General features: G+C 57.6%; 16 protein-coding genes. 11 read left to right on the forward strand and 5 right to left on the reverse strand.

Going from position 1 to position 17,592, the window contains the following annotated elements:
* Positions 1-199: 199 nt before the first annotated feature.
* The 7 genes from K0H80_RS03660 (at position 200) to K0H80_RS03690 (ending at position 7,965) form a co-directional block, all read left to right on the forward strand.
* Positions 200-1,462: an efflux RND transporter periplasmic adaptor subunit gene (locus K0H80_RS03660; protein ID WP_220073135.1), complete on the forward strand. Its 1,263-nt coding sequence runs from the start codon at positions 200-202 to the stop codon at positions 1,460-1,462.
* Positions 1,463-1,473: 11 nt separating this feature from the next.
* The gene (locus K0H80_RS03665) at positions 1,474-1,710 is read left to right on the forward strand and encodes a hypothetical protein (RefSeq protein ID WP_220044297.1); all 237 of its coding nucleotides are present in this window, start codon (positions 1,474-1,476) and stop codon (positions 1,708-1,710) included.
* A 64-nt stretch (positions 1,711-1,774) separates the two neighbouring features.
* Positions 1,775-2,497, forward strand: a complete 723-nt coding sequence (locus tag K0H80_RS03670; protein ID WP_011864529.1) for an ABC transporter ATP-binding protein — start codon at positions 1,775-1,777, stop codon at positions 2,495-2,497.
* Between the two features lie 11 nt (positions 2,498-2,508).
* Positions 2,509-3,819, forward strand: coding sequence for an ABC transporter permease (locus K0H80_RS03675; RefSeq protein WP_220073136.1), 1,311 nt, complete (start codon positions 2,509-2,511; stop codon positions 3,817-3,819).
* 10 nt (positions 3,820-3,829) lie between these two features.
* Positions 3,830-5,026, forward strand: coding sequence for an ABC transporter permease (locus tag K0H80_RS03680; protein WP_220073137.1), 1,197 nt, complete (start codon positions 3,830-3,832; stop codon positions 5,024-5,026).
* A 114-nt stretch (positions 5,027-5,140) separates the two neighbouring features.
* Complete coding sequence (locus K0H80_RS03685; protein WP_220073138.1) at positions 5,141-6,592, forward strand: sigma-54-dependent transcriptional regulator; 1,452 nt, start codon at positions 5,141-5,143, stop codon at positions 6,590-6,592.
* Positions 6,592-7,965: a sensor histidine kinase gene (locus K0H80_RS03690; RefSeq protein WP_220073139.1), complete on the forward strand. Its 1,374-nt coding sequence runs from the start codon at positions 6,592-6,594 to the stop codon at positions 7,963-7,965. The genes K0H80_RS03685 and K0H80_RS03690 overlap by 1 nt, the downstream gene beginning before the upstream one ends.
* 86 nt (positions 7,966-8,051) lie before the next feature.
* On the opposite strand, the gene pyrC is transcribed toward K0H80_RS03690, so the two are convergent.
* Positions 8,052-9,080, reverse strand: a complete 1,029-nt coding sequence (gene pyrC, locus K0H80_RS03695) for a dihydroorotase (protein WP_220073140.1) — start codon at positions 9,078-9,080, stop codon at positions 8,052-8,054.
* Between the two features lie 248 nt (positions 9,081-9,328).
* Between pyrC and K0H80_RS03700 the strand changes: the two genes are divergently transcribed.
* The 4 genes from K0H80_RS03700 (at position 9,329) to K0H80_RS03715 (ending at position 13,661) form a co-directional block, all read left to right on the forward strand.
* Positions 9,329-11,029, forward strand: a complete 1,701-nt coding sequence (locus K0H80_RS03700) for an FAD-dependent oxidoreductase (RefSeq protein ID WP_220073141.1) — start codon at positions 9,329-9,331, stop codon at positions 11,027-11,029.
* Positions 11,030-11,118: 89 nt separating this feature from the next.
* Positions 11,119-11,547, forward strand: a complete 429-nt coding sequence (locus K0H80_RS03705) for a YeeE/YedE family protein (protein ID WP_220073142.1) — start codon at positions 11,119-11,121, stop codon at positions 11,545-11,547.
* Between the two features lie 8 nt (positions 11,548-11,555).
* The gene (locus K0H80_RS03710) at positions 11,556-12,026 is read left to right on the forward strand and encodes a YeeE/YedE family protein (RefSeq protein ID WP_220073143.1); all 471 of its coding nucleotides are present in this window, start codon (positions 11,556-11,558) and stop codon (positions 12,024-12,026) included.
* A 366-nt stretch (positions 12,027-12,392) separates the two neighbouring features.
* Entirely contained in the window at positions 12,393-13,661 is a 1,269-nt protein-coding gene (locus K0H80_RS03715) for a diguanylate cyclase domain-containing protein (RefSeq protein WP_220073144.1), read from the forward strand.
* A gap of 21 nt (positions 13,662-13,682) precedes the next feature.
* Here K0H80_RS03715 and K0H80_RS03720 read toward each other — a convergent pair whose 3' ends face one another.
* From K0H80_RS03720 to K0H80_RS03735, 4 genes are all read right to left on the reverse strand, one after another.
* Positions 13,683-14,438 (reverse strand): phosphatase PAP2 family protein, encoded by a 756-nt coding sequence (locus tag K0H80_RS03720; RefSeq protein WP_220073145.1) that lies wholly within the window; start codon positions 14,436-14,438, stop codon positions 13,683-13,685.
* A 208-nt stretch (positions 14,439-14,646) separates the two neighbouring features.
* Positions 14,647-15,099: a SufE family protein gene (locus tag K0H80_RS03725; protein ID WP_220073146.1), complete on the reverse strand. Its 453-nt coding sequence runs from the start codon at positions 15,097-15,099 to the stop codon at positions 14,647-14,649.
* Between the two features lie 20 nt (positions 15,100-15,119).
* Complete coding sequence (locus K0H80_RS03730; RefSeq protein ID WP_220073147.1) at positions 15,120-16,331, reverse strand: cysteine desulfurase; 1,212 nt, start codon at positions 16,329-16,331, stop codon at positions 15,120-15,122.
* A 104-nt stretch (positions 16,332-16,435) separates the two neighbouring features.
* Entirely contained in the window at positions 16,436-17,476 is a 1,041-nt protein-coding gene (locus tag K0H80_RS03735) for an NADP(H)-dependent aldo-keto reductase (RefSeq protein ID WP_220073148.1), read from the reverse strand.
* Between the last annotated feature and the right edge of the window lie 116 nt (positions 17,477-17,592).

Consider the following 17,592-nt stretch of genomic DNA (forward strand, 5'->3'; position numbering starts at 1 on the left):
GGCTTTCCTCATATGCGGACACTCGGGGAAAATGACCGGACACTTTTGCGGGTGTCCGCGGACACTTTCATGGGAGGTCTAGCGGACATCTTCATCTAAATCATTGAAAATTAGTGAATATAAAAGTTGGCACGGCAATTGTAAACCTAATGGGCAGAAATCGACTCGGTCGAGTAACGGACACTGTTAGGGATAAACAATGATTAAAGATACCAGCGCACAAGATAAGCAAGTTGCCCCCAGCCTGGGACGTCGCATCAAATGGCCTGTCACTATCGGCGCAGGCGTTCTCCTGGTTTCTGGTCTGGTGTGGGCCAGCGTCAGCGGCAGCAGCGTGAGCGAGTCTATCGACCGTAGCGAGCTGCGTTTTGCCACTCTGGAGCGCGGCACCTTAGTGCGTGATATCGCCTCTACCGGCAAGATAGTCGCCGCCAACGCCCCTATCCTCTACGCCCCAGAGAAGGGCACAGTAACCCTAATCGCCAACCCGGGTGACAAGGTGGAGCAGGGCCAAGTGGTCGCCACCATAGAGAGCCACAGCCTGACCAACAACCTCAAGCAGCAGCAGGCGCTGCTGGAAGGGATGCAGAGCAGCCTGGAGCGTGCCCGTCTCGACGCCCGCCGCGATCAGCTCAAGGCGATACAGACCCTGGATATGGCCAAGGTAGATCTCGAGGCGGCGGATCGCGAGAGTCGCCGTGGCGACCAGCTGATCGAGTCTAGCCTGATCTCCAAGATAGATTATGAAAAGAGCAAGGATGAGCTGCACAAGGCCAAGCTGCTCTACGCTCACGCCCAGCAGGAAGCCGAGCTGATGAAAGATACCTTGAGTTTTGAGCTGAAGAACAAGGCCTCAGAGGTGGATCGTCAGGCCCTGGTGGTCGCCGAGCTTGAACGTCAGGTGGCGGCGCTGAACATCACGGCCCCCGTCGGCGGCATCATAGGTAACTGGCTGACGGAACAGAAGGCCCGTATCAGCCAGAGCCAGCCCATATTGACAGTAGTGGATCTGAGTGCCTTCGAGGCCGAGCTGGCGGTGCCAGAGTCCTACGCCGATGAGCTGGGGATTGGCATGGATGTGGAGCTTAACTTCGGTGGCCAACTGGTGATGGGTAAGCTGTCGGCCATCTCTCCCGAGGTACGTAACCGTGAGGTGACAACCCGAGTGCGCTTCGAACAGCAAGCTGCCCTGCACCTGCGTCAGAACCAGCGTCTGTCGGCCCGCGTCCTATTGGAAAACCGTCCCGACGTGCTCATGGTCAAGCGTGGTCCCTTCGTCAACAGTGGCGGCGGCACCCTGGTCTATGCCGTCAAGAACGACCTGGCCGAGCGCACCGAGATCCAACTGGGTGCCCGCAGCATGAGCCACATAGAGGTGGTCTCGGGCGGCGAGGTTGGCGATCAGTGGATCATCTCATCCACCGACGCCTTTAAGAACGCCGAACAAGTATTGATCCGCTAAGGAGCTAAGCGATGAAGACCCTGATGATAAAGCTACATCCAGAACGAGTGGTCGCAGGACTGGCCTTACTGCTCCTGCTGGTGGCGACTCAGGTCTATACCCAGGATGCCTCAGATTGGTTTCTGCTCGGGCTCAACATATTAGAAGCGACCGGCATGCACGGGCAGCCGGTCGATAGTAACCAACTTCCCGACGTCGCCAGAGTTGGCGGTGATTTAACTCAATGGTTATTGGCCCGATTGTCCTAGTTCGTCCGGGCATAGGCGCAATAACAAACTGAATAACGCGATACAAAAACAAAGGATACAACCCATGTTAACGATGAAAAATATCAACAAGGTGTTTAAAACGGATTTGGTGGAAACCCATGCGTTACGGGATTTCAATCTCGAGGTTAAGGAAGGTGAGTTTGTCGCCGTCACCGGGCCGTCTGGCTCGGGTAAGACGACCTTTCTCAACATCGCCGGCCTGCTAGAAGGCTTTACCAACGGCGAATATCATCTGGACGATGTCAACATCTCTAACCTGAGCGATAACAAGGCGGCCGCCATTCGCAACGAGAAGATAGGCTTTATCTTTCAGGGCTTTAACCTGATCCCAGACCTTAACCTGGCGGAGAATGTCGAGGTGCCGCTGCGCTATCGCGGCTTCAACGCCAAGGAGCGTCAGCGCCGCGTGAAGGCCGCGCTGGAGCAAGTGGGTCTGGGGGCACGTATGAAGCATCTGCCATCACAACTTTCCGGTGGTCAGCAGCAGCGTGTGGCGATTGCCCGCGCCTTGGCTGGCGAACCAAGATTTCTCCTCGCCGACGAGCCAACAGGTAACTTGGACAGCCTGATGGCTCGTCAGGTGATGGAGCTTTTAGAAGAGATCAACAAGGCGGGCACCACCATCATCATGGTGACTCACGATCCCGAGTTGGCACGTCGCGCCCAGCGCAACATTCAGATCGTCGACGGCCAGGTGTGTGACTTCACCCTGTACCAGGGCGGTCAGTCGCACCTGGTCGATACGGCCGAAAAAGTGGCCAGCTAAGGAGAGCAAGCATGTTTCTATATTACGTCGATCTGGCCTGGCGCAGCATACGCAAGACGCCGATTCTGTCGCTGCTCATGGTGCTGGCCATCTCTGTGGGGATAGGCATTACCATCACCACGCTTAACGTCTACAGCATGATGGCCTATAACCCGGCCGGCGAGCGCTCTGAGCAGCTTTACGCGATTCAACTCTGGTCACAGGGCCCGGATTCCTGGGACGACTTTCATCGCCTGGTCACCTATCAGGATGCGATGAACCTGCGTAAGGGCAATGTGGCCCCGGCCCAGGCGGCCATGTTCCGTAGTGGCATGGCGGTGCAGACAGACGATCCTGAGGTGTTGCCAAGATTGCAGGGCATCAGGGTGACCGATGGCGACTTCTTCAAGATGTTTGAGGTGCCCTTTGTCTTTGGTAATCGCTGGGACAAGGCGGTGGATCTCGACCCTGCCTATCAGGCGGTGATCGGCGAGAAACTTAACCAGAAGCTGTTTGGCGGCGAGAATAGTGTGGGCAAGACCATCTACCTCAACCGTAAGCCCTATCAGGTGGTGGGTGTGATTGGCGACTGGAATCCTCAGCCTAAGTATTACGATCCGACCAGTGGCGCCTTCGCCAAATCGGAGCAGATCTATATTCCATTTTCGCTGGCGGCAAACGAAGAGTTTAGCGTCTGGGGCAACTCGTCGGGTTGGAAACATGAGCCGATGAACAACTATCAGGACAGGTTGAATTCGGAGAAGGTGTGGTTGGAGTACTGGACCTATCTGCCAACGAGTGAAGATCGCGCCGCCTACAAGAGCTATCTGGCCAACTATGTGGAGCAGCAGAAGGAGTTGGGCCGTTTCACCGATAACAAGTCACCTGTGGATTCAGTGCTCATGTCTGATGTCGCCGGCTGGTTGGAGCGCAGCCATGTGGTGCCTGAAGATAACAAGATTCTGGTGGGACTGAGCGCCTTGTTCCTCAGCGTCTGCCTGATCAATATTCTCGGCCTGATGCTGACCAAGTTTCTCAAGCGTGCGCCCGAGGTGGGTGTCAGACGTGCCATCGGGGCCAGCCGGGCACAGATCTTCTCTCAGTACATGGTGGAAGTGGGGGTCATCGGCCTGTTTGGTGGCCTGGTGGGACTGCTATGGGCCTGGGGCGCCCTCTACGCCCTGTCGGCACGCTTCGGCGTCTCCGAGGGACTGACCCATCTCTCCATGAGCATGTGGTTGATCACCCCAACCATCGCCGTGGGCACCGCACTGCTGGCCGGACTCTATCCTGCCTGGGTGGTGTGTCGCACTAAACCAAGTGTCTACTTGAAGAGCCAATAAGGGATTGAAAATGCTTAACATTAAACCAATTTTTAGCAGCTTGCTCCGCAGTAAGAGTGGCCCGGTATTGCTACTGGTGCAGATTATCCTGTCGGTGGCCATAGTCGCCAACGCCAGTTTCATCATCCATGAGCGTCTCGAGCTGATGCAGCGTGACTCAGGGATTAATGAAGAGGAGGTGTTGACCTTTAGTGTGTTTAACTTCGATCCCAGCATAGATATCGAGCAGCAGAACAAGATAGATCAGCAGATCCTGCGCGGTTTGCCTAACGTGCAGGCGGCCACCTCTACCAACATGTTGCCCCTGAGCGGCAGTGGTTGGTCGAGTACCCTCAACCTGGGACCAGATCCAGAGACGGCCAAGTCAACACCACAGTTTGCCATGTACCTGGGCACAGAGCATACGGTTAAGACGCTTGGGCTCAAGCTCATCGAGGGACGCAACTTCTACGCCGATGAGATCAATAAGAGCGTCAACGATCCCGGTAAGCTGGCGATCATCTCCAAGGCGTTTGGTGAGGCGGTATGGCCGGGTGAGTCGGCCATCGGCAAGTTGCTCTATGTAGATGATGAGCAGCTAGAGGTGATAGGCGTGGTGGAGAAGTTTCAGGGCGCCTGGGTCGACAGCGATGAGCTTGAATACAGTGTGATCCACAACGTCGATTTTGCGGGTTATAGCTATATGGTGCGTGCGGAGCCCGGCCAGCATGAGGCGTTGCAAGATGCCATCACCAAGGCCTTGATGAAGGAGAATCCTAATCGGGTGATCGATGACTTCCAGTCTGTCGCCGAGGTGAAGAAGCGCTCCTACCGAGATCACGAGCTGATGATAACCGTGCTCTCCATGATGGTGGTCCTGCTGCTGTTGATCACTAGCCTAGGCCTGACCGGTATGGTGATGTTCAATATCCAGCGCCGCACCAAGCAGATAGGTACTCGCCGCGCCTTGGGAGCGACCAAGGGGGATATCCTCAGCCTCTTCCTGGTGGAGAACTACCTCATCTGTCTCTCGGGTGGGATATTAGGGGCCAGCCTGGCGGTGCTGCTGGGGCAGCAGCTGATGAAGTACTATGATCTGCCGCAGCTCAACCTGCTCTACCCGCTCATGACGGTAGTCGGCATGATGCTGGTGACCACAGTGGCCGTGGTACTGCCGGCGCGCAAGGCGGCGAACATCTCGCCGGCCATGGCGACCCGCAGCGTCTAAGCCTAGTCTTTAACTCACGGCGCTAAACAAAAGACACCGAAAGCGTTTGCCCTTTTCATCGGCGGCGCTTTCGGTTAGTTTGTTGCTCTGCAAGTAAAAAGTTAATAAGAATATATGGATACGATTCTCATCGTCGACGACAATCAGGCAGTATGCAGTGCGCTCTCCCTGATGCTCGAACTCAATGGATTTAAGACCCTAACTTGTTTCTCCCCGGAGGAGGCGCTGGGCCTGGTGGCCGAGCAGGAGATCGCCCTGGTGATCCAGGATATGAACTTCACCCAGGACACCACCTCGGGCGAGGAGGGCAAGCGCCTGTTCTACGATATCCGTGCCTGCCAGCCGCAGCTGCCCATCATACTCCTGACCGCCTGGACCCAGCTGGAGCTGGCGGTGGAGCTGGTGAAGGAGGGCGCCGCCGATTACATGGGCAAGCCCTGGGACGACGATAAGCTGCTCAACAGCGTCAACAACCTGATATCCCTCCACGCCCTGTCGCGGCAGAATTCGCAGCTGGCCCGCTCCGAGCATCAGCGGATGTCGGCGATCAAGGATGCCGATCTCTGTGGCATCGTCTTCGGCAGCGGCGCCATGCAGCGCTGTATCGATCTGGCGCTGCAGATAGCCAAGTCCGACGTATCCGTGTTGATCACCGGCCCCAACGGCGCCGGTAAGGACAAGCTGGCGGACATACTGCACGCCAACTCCCCCCTCAAACATAAGCCCTTCATTAAGGTGAATATCGGCGCACTGCCGATGGAGCTGCTGGAGGCAGAGCTGTTTGGCGCCGAGGCGGGCGCCTTTACCGGGGCCAACAAGGCGCGCATCGGCCGCTTCGAGGCAGCCGACGGTGGCACCCTGTTTCTCGACGAGATAGGCAACCTGCCGCTGTCGGGTCAGGTGAAGCTGCTGCGGGTGTTGCAGACCGGCGAGTTCGAGCGTCTGGGCAGCCATCAGACCCGTAAGGTCAAGGTGCGGGTGATCAGCGCCACCAATGCGGATCTTGCCGAGGATATCGCCAGCGGTCGTTTCCGCGAGGATCTCTTCTATCGCCTCAATGTGATCGAGCTGGCCTTGCCGCCTCTCAATCAGCGCCAGGACGATATCCTGCCCCTGGTGAATCACTTCATCGGTCAGGACTTTAGCCTGAGTAAGCCCACCCAGCAGGCGCTGGTGAGCTACCCTTGGCCGGGCAATGTGCGCGAGCTGGAGAACGCCTGTAAGCGGGCGGTGATCCTGGCCGCCAGCCCCATGCTGACCATGGCCGACTTTGGCTTGAAGCCTGTGAATGGTTTAAATCCTGTGAGCGGCGCGCTGCCTGTTAGTGCATCTAACGGGTCGCAACAGACTCAGAGTGATTTTCAGACCGAGGTTAGAGTAGCTTCAGAGCTTGAATCAGACAGAGCACCCACGGTTGATTCAGCTAGCCGCGGTGAGCCTACGGGGGCCGATATCGAGCTGGCCCTGGCGGAGCATAATGGGGTGATCGCCCGGGTGGCCAAGTCCCTGGGACTGAGTCGTCAGGCGCTCTATCGCCGCATGGAAAAATTTGGGATTGAGAAATAATGCCGACGCTGCGCACTAAGCTCATCTGGGGCAATGTGATTGTCAGTCAGCTGGCCCTTGCCCTGTTCATCCTGCTGCTCAAGATACTGGCGCCCGAGCTGTATCAGGCGGTGGCGCCTGAGCTGATAGTCGCCTGCCTATTGCTGTCCGGCGGCTTTGCCTGGCTGCTCAGCCGCTGGCTGACCCGAGGGCTGTCGACCAGCCTCAAGGCGCTGGAGGTGGGGCTGCTCAACATCAAAGACAATGATTTCAGCGTCAACATTCCTGTGACGGGCGACAGCCAGCTCAAGGCGCTGGCCAGCCTGTTTAACGAGTCGGCGGCCGTGCTGCGCCGCGAGCGTCAGTATATCTATCAGCGTGAGCTGCTGCTGGATAAGGTGATCCAAAGCTCGCCTAACGTCATGGTGCTGCTGGACGATCGCCAGCGCATCATCTACGCCAATGACGCCGCCCGCCACCTGTTTGCCCAGGGGGCGCGCATCGAGGGCAGCATGTTAGATGAGTTGCTGAACGGCGTCAGCGAGGAGCTGGCCGGCGCGGTCAACAATCCCAAGGGCGGCCTGTTTACCCTGGCGAGTGTGGAGGAGGGCGGCGAAGATGAGACCTGGCATCTCTCCCGTGGACGCTTCCTGCTCAACGGTCAGTATCACCACCTGATTCTGCTCAAGCAGATGACCCGTGAGCTGAACCGTCAGGAGGTGGCGGTATGGAAGAAGGTGATCCGCATCATCAGCCACGAGCTTAACAACTCGGTGGCGCCCATCGCTTCTATGGTCAATTCGGGCCGCAAGCTCACCGAGCCGCTGGATGACCCTAAGCTTAAGCTTATCTTCGATACCATAGAGGACAGGACCAGCCACCTGAGCCAGTTTATCTTCAACTATGCCCGCTTCGCCAAGCTGCCCCTGCCCAAGAAGAGCGAGGTGGATTGGCACAAGTTGGTGACTCAACTGGCCGAGCATTTCCGTTTCAGTCTGGTGGGCGAGCTGCCACTACGCAGCGGCTATTTCGACCTGATTCAGCTGGAGCAGGTGCTGCTGAATCTACTCAAGAACGCCCATGAGTCCGGCTCGCCCGAGGAGTCGGTAAGCCTAAGCGTCAGGGAGCAAGGCCTGGCCGATGGCAGCGACGGGGTGACTATCGAGATAACCGATGAGGGCAGCGGCATGTCGCCGGAGGTATTGACTCAGGCGCTGCTGCCTTTCTATTCAACCAAACAGTCGGGTACCGGCCTTGGCCTGCCCTTGTGTAGGGAGATCATCGAAGCACACGATGGCCGCATCAGCCTGCACAACCGCGAGCACAAGGGACTGCTGGTACGGATCTGGCTGCCCTATGATCAGGCTCAGCAGCTCGGGCAGGTAAGCGCCTAGACAAGCTGCTTAAACAAGAATTTTAGAGACAAAAACACCGCCAATTGGCGGTGTTTTTTATCTGGCAAAGCAGTGTATTAACGCTGTTAGTCTTCCACCTGCCAGTCGATGGTTTCACCGGCGCGGATAGGTACCACACCTGTGTCACCCAGCGGATAGGTGGCGGGCACCTCCCAGCTGCGTTTCACTAGTGTGATGCTGTCTGTGTTGCGCGGCAGACCGTAGAAGTCTGGGCCGTTGAAGCTGGCGAAGGCCTCTAACTTATCTAGGGCGCCCACCGATTCGAACGCCTCGGCGTAGAGCTCGATGGCGGCGTGAGCCGTGTAAGAACCGGCGCAGCCACAGGCGGCCTCTTTACGGTCCTTGGCGTGGGGCGCCGAATCTGTGCCCAGGAAGAACTTCTTGCTGCCACTGGCGGCCGCCGCCAGCAGGGCCTGCTGATGGGTGTTGCGCTTCAGGATAGGCAGACAGTAGAAGTGCGGACGAATACCACCGGCCAGCATATGGTTACGGTTGTAGAGCAGGTGATGGGCCGTGATGGTGGCGGCCACGTTGTCGGAGGCGCCCATGATGAAATCCACCGCATCTTTGGTGGTGATATGTTCCAGCACTATCTTGAGTGACGGGAAGTCGGCAACTACCTGCTTAAGGGTGTTGTTGATGAAGGTGGCCTCGCGATCGAAGATGTCGATGCTCGAATCTGTCACTTCGCCGTGTACCAGGAAGAGCATGCCCACTTCCTGCATCGCTTCCAGCACAGGGTAGATGTTCTTCACATCAGTGACGCCCGAGTCTGAGTTAGTGGTCGCGCCCGCAGGGTATAGCTTGGCGGCAACCACCTTGCCCGACGCCTTGGCGGCGCGGATATCTTCGGCCGTGGTGTTGTCGGTGAGGTAGAGCACCATCAGCGGCTCGAAGTTAGTGGTGCAGACCGCCTTGATGCGCTCATAGTAGGCCAGTGCCGAGTCGACATTGGTGGCCGGTGGCACCAGGTTAGGCATGATGATGGCGCGGCCCATGTAGCGGCCAGTGTCTCTTACGGTATCGGTCAGCACGTCACCATCGCGTAGGTGAACATGCCAGTCGTCGGGTCGGGTAATGGTTAATTTGGTCATCGAGGACTCTTTCTTTTGCGTGGACTGGCTGGATCTTATGTGGCTGGCCAGGGCCTGTAAAGGGCAAACTGAGTTTTATCCTCGGGATAAAGGTGGACAATATTTAATAAAGTCTTGCTCACTTTGCCATTGAGATCACTGTTTTCATCTTTCGCTTAGATTTTTCTAATAAAAGGAATTTGCATGTAATGGCGAATGTAATACACTTTCGGCCAAGGTCTGTTTAGTGCAGTAGGAGAAGCATTGAGATGAAGAAGATACTGATCATTGGTGGCGTCGCGGGCGGCGCATCGGCGGCGGCAAGGGCGCGTAGACTCAGCGAAACTGCTGAAATCATTATGTTTGAGCGCGGCGAGTATGTCTCCTTTGCCAACTGCGGCCTGCCTTATCATATCAGTGGTGAGATCGCTCAGCGCAGCGCCTTAGTACTGCAGACGCCAGAGAGCTTCAAGGCCAGATTCAATGTCGAGGTGCGGGTTAAGCATGAGGTGGTCGCCATAGATCGCGCCGCCAAGTTGGTGACCGTCAGACGACTGCTCGATGGCAGCGAATACCAGGAAAGTTATGACACCCTGCTGCTCAGCCCTGGCGCGGCGCCAATCGTGCCGCCGATCCCGGGTGTGGATAATCCGCTCACCCACTCCCTGCGCAACATTCCCGACATGGATAGGATCTTGCAGACGATTCAGATGAACAATGTCGAGCATGCCACTGTGGTTGGCGGTGGCTTTATCGGTCTGGAGATGATGGAGTCACTGCATCATCTGGGGATCAAGACCACTTTGCTTGAGCTTGCCGATCAGGTGATGACACCTGTGGATCGCGAGATGGCGGGCTTTGCTCATCAGGCAATCCGTGACCAGGGCGTAGATCTGCGTCTGGGTACGGCCCTGTCAGAGGTGAGCTACCAGGTGCAGACCCATGTGGCCAGTGACGCCGCCGGTGAAGACACGGCCCATCAGCACATCAAGGGGCACTTAAGTCTGACCCTGAGCAACGGCGAGCTGCTGGAGACAGATCTATTAATCATGGCCATTGGCGTGCGTCCCGAGACTCAGCTGGCCCGCGATGCCGGGTTAGCGATTGGCGAGCTTGGTGGCATCAAGGTCAACGCCATGATGCAGACCAGCGATCCCGCCATCTACGCCGTGGGTGACGCCGTCGAAGAGCAAGACTTTGTGACCGGCCAGGCCTGTCTGGTGCCGCTGGCGGGCCCGGCGAACCGTCAGGGCCGTATGGCGGCCGACAACATGTTTGGCCGTGAGGAGCAGTATCAGGGCACCCAGGGTACGGCGATCTGTAAGGTGTTCGATCTTGCGGTGGGTGCTACGGGCAAGAACGAGAAGCAGCTCAAGCAATCGGGTATCGCCTTCGAGAAGGTGTATGTGCATACCGCCAGCCACGCCAGCTACTATCCTGGCGCCGAGGTGGTCTCCTTCAAGCTGCTGTTCGACCCGGTTAAGGGCACCATCTTAGGCGCACAGGCCGTGGGTAAGGATGGTATCGACAAGCGTATCGATGTGATGGCGGTGGCCCAGCGCGCCGGCATGACGGTTGAGCAGCTGCAGCACCTGGAGCTTAGCTACGCGCCGCCCTATGGCAGTGCCAAAGATGTGATCAATCAGGCGGCCTTCGTGGCCAGCAACATCATCAAGGGCGATGCGACGCCGATCCATTTCGACCAGATAGACAATCTCAGTGAAGATCAGCTGCTGCTGGATGTGCGTAACCCTGGCGAGCTGCAGAATGGCGGCCTGGAAGGCGCGGTTAATATTCCCGTGGATGAGCTGCGCGATCGCATGCATGAGCTGCCAAAAGATAAGGAGATCATCATCTTCTGTCAGGTGGGTCTGCGGGGCAACGTGGCCTATCGTCAGCTGGTCAACAATGGCTACCGTGCCCGCAACCTGATTGGCGGCTACCGCACCTACAAGTTCGCCAGCGTGTAAACGCCTTATTGATAAATGATTTAACAATACTTAAGGCGGGGCATCCTGTCCCGTCTCATTCCCTTTGCGACAGATGAAAGAGGTACTCGATGTTTTCATCACTCGCTATCGCCCTGTGCGGTGGTCTCTTGATTGGCTTGGCGGCAAGCCTGCTCCTGGTGGTTAACGGCCGCATCGCCGGTATCAGCGGTATTATCTCTGGCGCCCTGTGGCGCCGCGGCTCGGGCCTGTTTGGCTGGCAGTTCTATTTTCTCGCGGGTCTGGTGCTCAGTGGCCTGCTGCTGGCCGAGCCTTTCAAGGCTTGGCTGGCTATCGAACCTGTGGTGCTGAGTGAGCGTGGGATAGCCGCGCCAACCCTGCTGCTGTCGGCGCTACTGGTTGGACTCGGCTGCAGCCTAGGTAACGGCTGTACCAGTGGCCATGGCATCTGCGGCATAGGCCGTCTGTCGCCGCGCTCCATCGCCGCGACCCTGGTCTTTATGCTGGTGGGCGTCATCGCCGCCGTGCTGCTGAACTAGGAGGGGCTATGCGCAACTTATTTGCCTTACTCTCGGGCCTGTTGTTTGGTGCCGGTCTGCTGCTCTCCGGCCTCGCGGATCCCGCCAAGGTGCTTGCCTTCTTAGATATCAGTGGCGTGGTCAACGGCCATTGGGATCCTAGCCTGATGCTGGTGATGGGCGGCGCCCTTGGGGTCTATCTGCCCGTCTATCTGCTGTGGGTAAAACCCAGGATGGCGCGCTATCAAGGCCCTGTGCTGGACAGCCAATACCATCTGCCCAGCAAGACCCGCATCGATGGGCCGCTGATCGTTGGCGCCGCCCTGTTCGGCCTTGGCTGGGGGATGCTCGGCATCTGCCCTGGGCCTGCCGTGGTCAATCTGGCGAGCCTGGATCCCATGGCGCTAGCGTTTATGGCGACCATGGTCTTGGGGGCCTACCTGGGACGTCTGATTAACAAGATGATCGCCCGCAGGTTGCCAGGGCCGGTTGAGGCCTAAGCGGCTTATTTTTATGTAAAAGTGCTTGGCAGCATCACGCTTTGATGCTTAGCTAGTAGGCAGAAGTTAGGCTGGATCTATAAGGCTATTGCTTTAATTCCTGACACGAGTGATGACAGGAGTGACGGCATGAGTATTAGCATGAGTTCTGGCCAGCTACCCTGGTGGAGGCTGCTATGCACTCGTTTCTGTTTCGACAACCCATTGCTACGCTGGCGGCGAGCCGGTTTGCTTTTGCATTAGCGATTCCGTTATTTATTTCGTCAGCGGCTTTAATTCAGTCAGGCCTGCGCCATGGCTGAGATGTCGCTTTCGCTTCTTTTCATTATATTCCTGGCTATCGGCCTGATAGCCGTTGCGACATACATGCTTGCTCTGCGCTATATGCGCAGGCGCCCCGGCGTCGACTTTTCTACCTTGGAAAACTCTATCGAGGATGGTCTGATCCTTATTGACGAACAGGCGAAGATCTCGGCTCATAACACCCAGGCCGCGGCCTTGATGAAGGCCGAGGGGAGTGACCTCTCTGGGCTGCCCCTCAGCCTCTGGCTCAAGGATTCCAGCGGTGAGCAGCTGCTGGTGTTTGCCGATCGTCAGCTTGGCACCAGCCTGAACCTAGGCCATGAGATCTTAAGCTTTACCCGCTTGGCCCGTGAGCCCAGGGGACTGCTGCTCTTGGTGCGTCATCACAACCTGGCACAGGACATTCGTCAGGATATTGCCCGTTATCACCACAGCCAGTATTTCGCTAAGATAGGCACCTGGGACTGGCAGGTGGGCACTGACACCCTCTATTGGTCCGATGCCATCTTCGGCATCTTCGGTTACAAGCTGGGGGAGGTCACCCCTAGCTATGAGTTCTTCTACTCCAGGGTGCACCCCGAGGATCGTGACAAGGTGAAGGCGGGAGAGGCGCGCTGCATCGCCACCGGCGAGAACCATGACGAGGAGTATCGCATCCTCTGGCCCGATAGCTCTGTGCACTGGGTGCGCGAGACGGGCAACCTGGTGAAGGATAGCGATGGCCAGCTGCTGAAGATGGTGGGCGTGGTGCGCGATATTACCCAAGAGAAGGCGCTGCACCATAAGCTCGAAAAGATGGCCCACCAGGACCCCCTAACCGGACTGCCCAACCGGCTGCAACTCGAGCTACGCCTGAGTGAGGCGATTCGCGCGGCGTCGCAGTGTGGTGGTCGCCTGGGACTTATCTTCATCGATCTCAATCAGTTTAAGGCGATCAACGATAGCCTGGGGCATCAGGTGGGGGATCGCGTCTTGATGACGGCGGCTACCAGGCTGCATAGCCTCAAGGGGCCAGGGGATCTGGTGGCCCGCATCGGCGGTGATGAGTTTGTGATGCTATTGCCCCAGTGGCCGGCGGATAAGCCGTTAGATGAGGAGGCGGCGCGTCTGGCCGAGGCGCTGTTTGAGCGATTCGCTGAGCCTGTTATTCAGACCGGCAGGGGAATAGCGGCCAGCATAGGTTTCGCCATCTATCCGGACCATGCCGGCCACATGGATGCGCTGCTGCATGTGGCCGATCAGGCCATGTATATCGCCAAGGGGCGCGGGGATAACCAATATCATCTGGGGCCGGATCATCGCATGGATCTCGGCCACCGTCTGGCCCGTTAAGGGGGATTACCCCCTATCCTGTTAGCCTTGAGCGGTTTCCAGTGCCGGGCTAACAGAGGGCTCAGGCTGGCGACGCAGGAAGAGGGCGTAATACCAGGTCAGCGCCGAGAACCAGGAGATGGTGAGGGTCCAGACATCGTGGGAGATGAAGTGGGCGCCCCTGAGCTGCTGGGCGATGCCGAAGGTGAGCCCAAGCAGCAGACCGAAACCAAGGCCGAACCAACGATAGCGCGGCGCGTAGGCCAGGGCGAAGAAATAGAGCGCCACCCAGGCATAGCCGCCGCTGGAGTGACCGGCAGGGAAACACTGACCCGGCGAATTGGCATCAAACTGACCCGAGAACAGCGAGAAATAATCCGCGCGGCCACCGAAGATCTTCAGATGCCAGGGGCAGTCCAGGTGTACGAACGACTTGCCCAGCCTCACCAGCAGTACGCTGCTCAGCACACTCATGAAGAGAAACACCAGGCCTCTGCGATAGCTGGCCAGGGCAGGTTTCTTATAGCTCAGTCCCAGCAGGGTGAGGACGGTGACGCCAAGTAAGATCACTAAGTTACGACCGCCGACATGGATCAGATTCTCTGTGACCCAGGCGTTGCGTAGCGGCCAGCCATCGACGCCGCCCTCGAGACGAAATAGCCACTGACCCAGGGCGATATCCAGATGAAATAGCTCTATCAGGCTGACGGCCAGCAGGAAGCAGACGGCGGGCAGCATGAGATGATAGCGCCAGAAGGCGGGTGAGCTAGCAGTGTCTAATGACTTAGCAATCGACATAGAAAAGTGTCCTATCGGCACCTAAAATCTGGTGCAAAGATAAAAAAATTCAGGCTAGGACAAGAGTCTAGGGGGAGGGGCGTGAATTATATGTGAATTACCAGGCCCCATGGGGGGCTGGGGCCTAGGGGCGGGATTTAGCTGTGGCGCTTAATCTGTAACTTGGTTGGCTCGAAAGCCGTATTTGCTTGCCAGTCGAATTAGCCAGCTAGCTGGGCTGAATAACGGCGGCTTTGATCGCCTCTCCCAGCGCCAGCACGCCGTTGGTGCGCGATGGGCTCAGCTGACCGCTCAGCCCCAGTCGGTCGAAGTAATCGTGCAAATCTAAGGCGGCTATGGTTTTCTTATCCTGCCCCTGCACCGCGGTGAGCAGCAGGGCGATCAGTCCCTTGACGATGCGGGCATCGCTGTCGGCCAGGTAGTAGTGTCTGCCGTCTATCTCCTTGTGATAGAGCCAGGCGTTGCTCTCGCAGCCTCTGACCTGGGCCGACTCTTGTCGAAGTTTCTCATCCAGCGGCGTCAGTCGTTTACCCAATAGCATGAGGGCGCGGTAGCGCTCCTGCCAGTTGGCGGCCTGGGTGAAGCTTGGCAGTATCTCCTGGGGATCCAGGATTAGGCCGGTAAAGGCCTCTGTGGATGGGCTTGGCTTGTTATCATTCATTTGGACATTGTCTCATACATTTAAAGCAGCAGCTCTTTTACCGATTTTAGCGCCTGGATGAAGCGATCGACATCTTCATCATTGCTATAGACGCCGAGGGAGGCGCGGCAGCAGCCTGACAGCCCTAGGGTCTGCATCAGGGGCATGGCGCAGTGATGGCCGCAGCGCACGGCGATCCCCTGCTGATCCAGCAAGATCCCTACATCCTGGTGATGCTCGCCGGTAAGGTTAAAGGCCACGGCGCCGACATTGTCGCCGTGGGCGCCATAGAGGCTGATGCCGCCCAATGCCCTGAGCTCATTCTGAAGACGGTTCAGCAGAGCCTGTTCATGGGTCCTGAGTTCGGCGCGGGGCAGGGACTGGATAAAGTCGATGGCGGCGCCCAGACCTATCACCTCGGCGATGGGCGGCGTACCCGCCTCCAGACGGTTGGGCAGGATATTAAATGTGGTGCCTTCGAAGCTCACCTGCTTGATCATCTCGCCGCCGGTGAGCAGGGGATCTAGCTTGTCGAGCGCTGTATAGCGGCCATACAAGATGCCTATACCCGTCGGGCCATACATCTTGTGGCCTGAGAAGAGGTAGAAGTCGCAATCCAGGGCCTGCACATCCACCTCGAGATGGGCGATCGCCTGGGCGCCGTCGATAAGCGTCAGTGCGCCTACCGCCTTGGCTTGAGCGATCATCTCTTTCACCGGATTGACCGTGCCGAGCACGTTGGAGACATGACTGAGGGCGACGACCCGTGGGCCACGTTGCAGTAGCGCTTGATAGGCCGCCTGATCCAGGCGCGCCTCAGGGGTCAGCGGAATAGGCTGTATCTCGGCGCCGGTTTGCTTGGCCAGCATCTGCCAGGGCACTATGTTGGCGTGGTGGGCGGCGCCGTCTAACAGAATCAGATCCCCAGCCTTTAGCTGGCTGGCCAGCCCCAGGGCCACCAGGTTGATCCCCTCTGTGGTGCCATGGGTAAAGATGATCTCTTCGCGGCGGTCTGCCTTAATGAAAGTCTTCACCTTGTCGCGCACCGCCTCATATTGGCTGGTGGCGCGGGCAGACAGCTGATGGGCGGCGCGGTGCACGTTGGCATTATCCGCCTGATAGTAGCGGCCCATGGCGTCGATCACCCCTTGGGGTTTCTGACTGGTCGCGGCCGTATCCAGATACACCAGCGGATAGTCGCCGAGTGACTGGGTGAGGGCGGGAAACTGGCTGCGCAGCTGGCTAAATTCCATCGATTGGGTCCGTCGCGTGGTTCAAACAAAAAAGGCGCTCAGATCTTGGGAGATCTCAGCGCCTAATGCAAGTTCAATTAGCCTTTTAGGGCATCTCTACGGATTTAGGGGCAGGGAATGCGGTAGATGGCCGCCAACTCGTCGATTCTGCCCATCAACTCGTCACTCAGGCTGACCGAGGCGCTGTCGATATTCTCTTTCAGCTGCTCTAGGTTGGTCGCGCCTATGATGTTACTGCCGACGAAGCGGCGGCCGTTGACGAAGGCCAGCGCCATCTGCGCCGGGCTGAGGTTAAACTCCCGCGCCAGCTCCACATAGGCCTGGGTGGCATCCAGGGCCATCTGCGAACCTGTGTAGCGGGCGAAGCGCTTAAACAGTGTGAGTCTCGCCCCCTCTGGCCATTGACCACCCATGTATTTGCCGCTCAGGGCGCCAAATGCCAGTGGCGAATAGGCAAGCAGTGGCAGCTCTTCCCTGTGGGCGATCTCGGCCATGCCCACCTCGAAGCTGCGATTAAGCAGGTTATAGGGATTCTGTACGCTGATGATGCGCGGCAGGCCATGCTTCTCGGCCAGCTGCAGATACTTCATCAATCCCCAGGGGGTCTCGTTGGAGACGCCTATGTAACGGATCTTACCGGCCTTGATCAGATCGGCCAGGGCTTCCAGGGTCTCGACTATGGGGGTGAGCTTCTCATCATCCTGCTGTTCATAGAAGAGCTCGCCGAAGAAGTTGGTGTTGCGATCCGGCCAGTGCAGTTGATAGAGATCTATGGTCTCTATCTGCAAGCGCTCCAGGGAGTCGTTGACCGCCTGGTGGATGTTGCGCCAGTCCAGCGCCATGTTCTGGCGGATATAGTCGCTCTTGCCGCCGGGGGCCGCCACCTTGGTAGCGATAATGAGATCGTCACGCTTGCCCCTGGCCTTGAGGTAGTTACCCAGGATACGTTCTGTCTCGCCCTGAGTCTCGGCCTTGGGCGGCACGGGATACATCTCGGCGGTATCGATAAAGTTGATGCCTTGTCCGATGGCGTAATCAAGCTGCTCGAAGGCCTCGGCCTGAGTATTTTGTTCACCCCAGGTCATGGTGCCCAGGCAAATTTTACTGACGTCTAAGCTGGAATGGGGAAGTCTTGTATAGTCCATTCAAATCTCCAGAATGCGCAAGGATTACTTCTGAGGCTAGCAAGCTTTCTTAGGAAACACTAGATAAATTGCTTCATGGTGAAGTAACAAAATATCTCAATGATTTTCTTGAATTT

The sequence above is a fragment of the Shewanella aegiceratis genome, from assembly GCF_019457495.1.
Lineage (GTDB): Bacteria > Pseudomonadota > Gammaproteobacteria > Enterobacterales > Shewanellaceae > Shewanella > Shewanella loihica.